At 56.1% G+C, this 5256-nt stretch carries 2 protein-coding genes and 3 pseudogenes; 3 read left to right on the plus strand and 2 right to left on the minus strand.

What is annotated here, in order from left to right; translation table 11 throughout:
- Positions 1-136 precede the first annotated feature (136 nt).
- Positions 137-466 (plus strand): annotated as a pseudogene (locus tag MFF55_RS26480) (transposase); the annotation flags it as partial.
- Between the two features lie 26 nt (positions 467-492).
- Here MFF55_RS26480 and MFF55_RS26485 read toward each other — a convergent pair.
- Both MFF55_RS26485 and MFF55_RS26940 read right to left on the minus strand, forming a co-directional pair.
- Positions 493-1191: pseudogene (locus tag MFF55_RS26485) on the minus strand (IS110 family RNA-guided transposase); the annotation flags it as partial.
- Positions 1192-1258: 67 nt separating this feature from the next.
- Positions 1259-1489, minus strand: a pseudogene (locus MFF55_RS26940) (IS630 family transposase); the annotation flags it as partial.
- Between the two features lie 782 nt (positions 1490-2271).
- Here MFF55_RS26940 and MFF55_RS26495 point away from each other — a divergent pair.
- Positions 2272-3249, plus strand: coding sequence for an NAD-dependent epimerase/dehydratase family protein (locus MFF55_RS26495; protein WP_238247217.1), 978 nt, complete (start codon positions 2272-2274; stop codon positions 3247-3249).
- A 36-nt stretch (positions 3250-3285) separates the two neighbouring features.
- Entirely contained in the window at positions 3286-4458 is a 1173-nt protein-coding gene (locus tag MFF55_RS26500; protein WP_238247218.1) for a glycosyltransferase family 4 protein, read from the plus strand.
- The last annotated feature ends 798 nt before the right edge of the window (positions 4459-5256 follow it).

Raw genomic sequence — 5256 nt, forward strand, 5'->3', positions numbered from 1 at the left:
CACGCAGACGCGCCATGCGGGAGTACGAGGGTCGGGTCCACATCACTGGAACGTGCTCGAAGCATTGCCCATGAGCCTGGTTCTCCCAACCCCGCCTCACCGACGTTGCGCCATAGCTATCCGTCGACCTCCTCACCCACCCCCGGAGACCTTCCGCTCGGGACGCGACTTCGCCGCCGGGGTCGGGCTAACGCCGATGCAGCGCTCGACAGGCGGCAAGGAGCGGCTGGGCCGAACCTCGCGCATGGGCGAGCGAACACTGCGGCGCCTGCTCATCATCGCGGCCAGTGCGGTCGTACGCTGGGCCAAACGCAAGGGCGTGCCGGCCGAGTCGCGGCTGGGCCGGATGCTGGCGCGTAAGCCGCCGATGCTGGTCATCGTCGCCGTGGCCAACAAGAACGCGCGCATCGCTTGGGCCCTTCTGACGAGGGATGGGATCTACCGAGCTCCGGCCGTAACCGCGTAGGCGGGGCGGACGCGAGGCTGTCGGAGTGGGGCTAGCGCCTCGATGGCAGTGGCGATCAGCGGGCCGATGCCGGGCACGCTCATCAGACGCCGGACCGTCTCGTCGGCCTTGGCCCGGGCGGCGATCTCGGCATCGAGTGCAGCAGTTTGCTCCTGCAGATGGCGGAGCGCGCTGACGAGCACGCTGAGGCAAGATCGAGCGGCTTGCGGGATGTCTGAGGCGGGATCCTCGACCTGCGCAATGAGCCGCTCGACATGGAAGGGACCTTGCGGTGCGATCAGGCCGTACTCGGCGACATGACTGCGGATCGCGTTGATGAGCTGGGTGCGTCGGCCAACCAGCACGTCACGGGTCCGGAAGATCACCGCAGAGGCCTGCTTGGCATCGCTCTTCACGGCCACGAAGCGCATGGTCGGGCGCTGCGCAGCCTCGCAGATCGCCTCGGCGTCAGCCGCATTGTTCTTCTGCCGCTTAACGAAGGGCTTCACGTAGGCTGGAGCGATCAGCCTGACCTCATGGCCGAGCTTGCCGATCTCGCGACCCCAGTGATGCGCACCGGGGCAGGCTTCCATGGCCACGAGACAAGGCGGCTGGGCCGCCAAGAAGGCCAGCACCTGATCGCGCCGCAGCCTCTTGCGAAAGACCGGCACACCAGCAGCATCTGCGCCGTGGGCTTGAAAGACGTTCTTGGCCAGATCCAGGCCGATGGTGCTAACCTCAGTCACGGACGCCGCCCTCTGGTGGCTCTCAACACCACCACTCTGGCACGACAATGCCGTCGGGGGGGGGGGCGTCCACCCCATCGATCAGGCCGCGCAGGAAGGCCTCGTGTGGATCGAGCTTCGAGCAGCGTGCCCGTCCTTGCGGACGAGCGTCCACCGTCGCGTTCGTCGTGAGTGCGGCCATCCAGCGGATTGCCGTGGCAGCGCCGACCTCGAACCGCGCGGCCGCTTGCCGGCACGACGTCGCTGCCGCAGCATCCACGACACGCTCGCGCAGGTCCTGGCTGTAGGGTCCGCCCATGCATCGCTCCTCATCCAAAGCAACCAGTGGATCAGCCCAACAGCGTCGCGTGAACCCCACCCGTTCGATGCAGCGCAGGCCGAAAACGCTCCAGGCGTTGGCAGGGGACATCGCGCGCCGGGCTGGCTGCCGATCATCATCGCGCTCAGACCGGGCGCTCTTTGCCGTGGCTGATCGGCTATTGCACAGTCGAACGGTATTCTCGTCGACTTCGACACGGCCTCAACCAAATGTTCGAGCACTGGGTCAGTGTCGCGCCGCTGTGTGTCAGCATCTCCCGGCGCAATAAGGTCTTTGCGCTCGATGTCACGTTGATCACCTCAGTCCCCGATCGCAGCCACCGGCGCCAGCGAAACGTGCTGGATCGGACTTTGGTTGCTGCTGAGACCGTTCTAGCGGCCTGGGTCGGACGCGTCGTGACGTGACGGCGTGGTACCGAGAGGAGGCTGAATGCCCCTTATGCGCCGTGCGGGTACGGCCAGTTGCATCGGGTTTCCGCCCTCGAGCAACCATCCCTCTACAAAACGACAATGTAGCGACAACTCAGATTGAACTTGCACTGGGTCGCGTGGCGGTGCCAACTAAGGTTCAAGCAGTGCCCACTCAGCGCCGATCAGGTAGATCGCATAGCGCAGACCTGTTCGGTTATGCTGCCGACGGTTACGCCTACACCCTAAGCGTATTGTTCAGCCAACACTAATGGTATAGAAGCTACGCGCGGCAACTAGATGGGATGCCCAAAGACAAGGCATCATCATGACTCAAATTAAGGCGGCTGATAAATGGGCATCATTCTAGTTACCGGCGCTGCCGGGTTCATCGGCTATCACGTTTGCGCTCGTCTACTCGCACGTGGCGAAAAGATAATTGGTATTGACAACTATAACGATTACTATGATCCTGCATTGAAAGAGGCTCGTACCGATAGGCTTCTAACTGATCGCAATTTCAATCTTCACCGGACCGACTTTTCTGAAGCTAATGCCCTGGCGGATCTAGTAAATAAATACGATATTACGCGTATCATACACTTAGGGGCCCAAGCGGGGGTTCGCTACTCGCTGGAAAATCCTTTCGCTTACGAAAGATCAAACATCGCCGGGCATCTTTCGGTTCTCGAGGCGTGTCGAGGCAAAAAAAATTTTGAGCACCTCGTGTATGCGTCATCCAGTTCCGTCTATGGCAACCGGCCTAGCTATGGTGGGGCTTTCAGTGAAGATGATCGCACGGATCACCCAGTTTCGCTGTATGCAGCAACTAAACGATCCTGTGAGCTTATGAGCACCACCTACAGCGGCTTGTTTGGCCTAAAGCAGTCTGGTTTACGCTTCTTCACAGTCTACGGTCCGTGGGGTAGGCCTGATATGGCATATTACTCATTTACAAAAAAAATAATGGCTGGCGAGCCCATTGAAGTCTATGGTGAAGGGCAGCTGCGCCGTGATTTTACCTACATAGATGATATTGTGAATGGTATACTTGGGGTACTGGATTGCCCACCAAATGCTGGCGAAAATCGTATACTTAACATTGGTAACGATAATCCCGAGGACTTGATGGGTTTCATTGTGATACTCGAAAAACTAATAGGACGCCCTGCGATAAAGATCATGCGGCCCATGCAGCCAGGCGATGTGACAGCTACTTGGGCCGATATATCGAAAATCAGACTCCTAACCGGCTACAATCCTCAAGTAAATCTCTCTAAAGGCTTAGACTGTTTTGTTGAATGGTATCGCGCAAACATTTTTACTAATTGAATTGAGTAGCTTAAAGCAGTGGAGATTGAAGGCAAAATGATGAAACATGATGCTGTAAAGGATATAAATACTACGAATTATGCAAAAATATTACCTCTGACGATCGCAGTAGCTGGTCTGCGTGGGATGCCGAACATTATGGGTGGGATAGAGGCTCATTGCGAGCAACTCATGCCTCGGATTAAATCTATTAGACCAGAATATAATCTGCTGATTTTTGCTAGGAGTTCTTACAAAGATTGCGATTGTGTTTTTCAGGGTGTTCGAATTAAGAAGATATTTTCGGTGAATAGCAAGTATTTCGAAGCCCTCTTTCATACTCTTCTATGCGTTGTGTACGCCCGCTACAAAGTGCGTTGTAATTTAATTCATATTCATGGGATCGGACCTGCTCTGCTGACACCGGTTGCTCGGGCGCTAGGTCTGCGCGTTGTTGTCACTCACCACGGCGATGACTTTAATAGGGATAAATGGAATTTTTTTGGTAAAACTGCGTTGCGTTTAGGTGAGTGGTTTGCTCTGAATTTTGCAAATACAATCATTGTTGTATCAGAACGAGTATCCGACAGACTTCGTAAGAGAAATAATAATGCAATTATTAGGCACATACCCAACGGTGCGACCATTTTGGCTCCCACGATTGATGACTCGTGCAGTCCTGATGTAATCGGAAGATTTGGCTTGCAGAAGGGTGAGTACATCCTTTCGGTCGGACGTTTGGTTCCTGAGAAAAATTTGCATGTTTTAATTGATGCCTATGAGGCTTCTGGTAGAGCCTGTCCCCTTGTCATAGTTGGTGCAGCAGACCACGAAGATGCTTACGCGCGGGCGTTGGTTGCTCGCGCGGGACCGCGCATTAAGTTTTTAGGTTTTCAAAAGCAGGCAATCCTTGCGGATCTTTATACCAATGCCGGTTTGTTCGTTTTGCCCTCAGCACATGAGGGGCTGCCTATAGCAGCGCTTGAGGCCGCTGCAGCCGGTTGTCCCATTTTATTGAGTGACATCGAAGCTAATCTTGAAATCGGTCTCAATGCTCGCAACTATGTAACCGTAGGAAGTGCGATGGCGCTCGCAGATCGATTGAGGGAGCACTTTGCAAGTTTTCAGATCGACCAATCTGCTGTTCTTGCAAAATTTAATTGGGAAGAGGCTGCGTTTCGTACCGCATCGATATATGATGCACTTCTTGTAGGTAGCGCCCGTCAATGAGGCCCCGCTTATCAGTTTACTTCGAGGTAAACGGAGGCCATTCGGCTGGAGTGGTCTTGGTCTATTTTGGGTCGTACACTGTGGCATCGAAGAAGCCGGCACGCTCGATAGGTGTGAGAACGTGGAGAACGATGCCGATTTGGTCGTGCAACGCGCCAACGGTTCGCTCGCCTGCCTTGTGGAGAAGCACTTCCAAATTAGGCAAGGCGTTATCGGTTGGATTGAGGTCCGGGCTGCAAAGACCGGCGATAGGGGAGGTTCACCTGGCTTTGGAGGCGCGGCGTACAGCCAACTTCGTGTGTTTGGGTCAACGCCGTCCCCGCCCGTGCCGATGGCGCTTCGGCAAGGGTGTGCAACGGCGTATGGCGACTCGTCGTCGCTCGTCGGAGGGGGCCAATCTATTGATCCCCTGCTCGATCTCGGAGTGGGTCCTGAGGTTCTCAATGGTCTCTTAGGCGAGCGTCGACTGGGTAGCGGCGTGCCATCGAGGAATGTGCGCCGGTGTTCGACGGGCACACTGCTTCCTCATACGTCTGCTCTTGTACATGCCGCAGAACTCCGCATGCCCGTTCATCCGCCGTGCTACTGGTCAGGCCGGCTGGCACACGAGCAACAAGCTCATTAATCTCGTCCAGCATGGCCCCGCCGCCGCTGCCAGCCCGCTCGCCGATACTGAACCCGGTCGAGTACCTCTGGCAGTACATGTGCGAGAACTGGGTCGGCAATCAGATCTCAGCCTCATGAGGGGGCCCTTGCATCGTTGCTGCAATACCTGGACTAGAGCGTTTTCCACGATCC

It is taken from the genome of Methylobacterium iners (assembly GCF_022179305.1).
Taxonomy (GTDB): domain Bacteria; phylum Pseudomonadota; class Alphaproteobacteria; order Rhizobiales; family Beijerinckiaceae; genus Methylobacterium; species Methylobacterium iners.

What these genes read in the sequence shown, in the direction of transcription:
- MFF55_RS26500 (WP_238247218.1), top strand. Translation starts at nt 3,286, where the DNA reads ATGATGAAACATGATGCTGTAAAGGATATAAATACTACGAATTATGCA.
- MFF55_RS26495 (WP_238247217.1), top strand. Translation starts at nt 2,272, where the DNA reads ATGGGCATCATTCTAGTTACCGGCGCTGCCGGGTTCATCGGCTATCAC.